Below are 1,540 nucleotides of genomic sequence, written 5' to 3' on the forward strand. Positions count from 1 at the left end.
TGGTGGCCTTTTCATGCTTCATAATGGAACCCTTCACCCCCCCCCCCCCCCCCCCCCCCCCCCCCCACTACAGGATCTACGCGCGGCGCCTAGCGCAGTGCCTCATGCAACACATCAAGCAGCTGCTCGTTGTAATCGCCGCGCTGCTCCCAGTACATGATGCCGCCGAGCCCCTGTTGTTTGACGTACTCGGCCTTGATCCGCAGCGATTGCGGGTCGTCATAGCTGATCATGCGTCGTTCCTTGGCATTCCACAGCCAGGGAACCTGCGCCTCTTCGTCCCAATGCCGCTGCCACTCCGGCGCGTTGAGGCGGGTGTGGACGATCTCGCTCCAGGTGATGAAGCCGCCCTCTGTCGTGAACTTCTGGAAGCGACCATTGTTGGCCGTGCCTACATCGCCGAAAGTGCGGCCATAGAACGGTACGCCGACATTGATCTTCGCAGCGGGAACACCGGCATCGAGAAAGTACTTCACCGCATCCACGGTGGTGCGGCCTTCCGGCGTGGCCAGTGATGAGCGGGCAAGCCCGGAATGATGGCCGGTAGCCTTGGTCAGGCTGCCGTAGAAGTCATAGGTCATCAGGTTGATCCAATCCAGTGACTGCGCAATGCGTGGCAGCTCCAGCCCCAGCGCTGCACGGCCCTCGGCGGCGGCGATGGTCAACAGGTAATGGCGCTTGCCTGCGCCTTCGCGGTCGAGGCGCTCGCGCAGCGCTTCCAGCAGCAGGGTGAAGTTGTGGCGATCATCCGGGCTGTGGCTGATGTCGGCATCACCAAGTGTGGGGTACTCCCAATCGACATCCAGGCCATCAAGCTTGAACTGGTGCATCAGTGCGACGCTGCTGTCGATGAAACGCGTGCGTGCAGATGCGCTTGCAGCCGCCTCGGAGAAGTTGCCCGCACCCCAACCACCGATCGACAACACGATCTGCAGCGCCGGGTTGTCCGCGCGCTTGGCGACGACTGCATGCAGACGCGCGGGGTCCACGCTCTCCGGCAGGTAGACGCTGCCATCGGGCTTGACCAGGGCGAAGGCGAAGTTGACCACGTCGAGTTTCTGCGCCGACAGCTGCAGCGGCGCAGGGCTGTCCATCACATAGCCGATCAGACGCGGTGGTTGCGCCTGCACGGCAAAGGGCAGCAATACGGCAAACAGCAGCGCATGCAGGCGAGCGCTGCGAAGGAATACAGGCATGAGAGGTCCCGTGGTGAAAGGACCCCGGACTGTACCTGCAGACGCCGCCGGCGTGGCAAGGCGGTGACGTCGGAAACCATCGCGGTCACGGTAGAGCCGAGCCATGCTCGGCTGGGGGACACCGGAAGTCTGGGCTTTTCGTTGTGGGAGCGGCGTAAGCCGCGAAGCTGATGGTCGATAAGGCTGCGCGCATGGCTGTGATCAAGCATTGCCAGCTTCGCGGCTGACGCCGCTCCCACAAGACCGTATCGCTTGCCCCATCACCGACCACCCCGCTTTTTGTAGGAGCGGGGGCACGCGCGGCGGCCCGGGGGGGCCCCGGGGCCGGCGAGGCGGTTGTTCAA

The 1,540-nt window shown here is 63.9% G+C and carries 1 protein-coding gene; it reads right to left on the reverse strand.

Annotated features, from left to right (window positions below; translation table 11 throughout):
* Positions 1-89 precede the first annotated feature (89 nt).
* Positions 90-1,196: a glycoside hydrolase family 18 protein gene (locus tag ACVOKO_RS19425; protein ID WP_346501030.1), complete on the reverse strand. Its 1,107-nt coding sequence runs from the start codon at positions 1,194-1,196 to the stop codon at positions 90-92.
* Positions 1,197-1,540 lie beyond the last annotated feature (344 nt).

Source organism: Stenotrophomonas sp. STEN240 (assembly GCF_056756175.1).

Excerpts from the sequence above, each read along its gene's own strand:
- ACVOKO_RS19425 (WP_346501030.1), bottom strand. The coding sequence starts at position 1,196 with ATGCCTGTATTCCTTCGCAGCGCTCGCCTGCATGCGCTGCTGTTTGCC.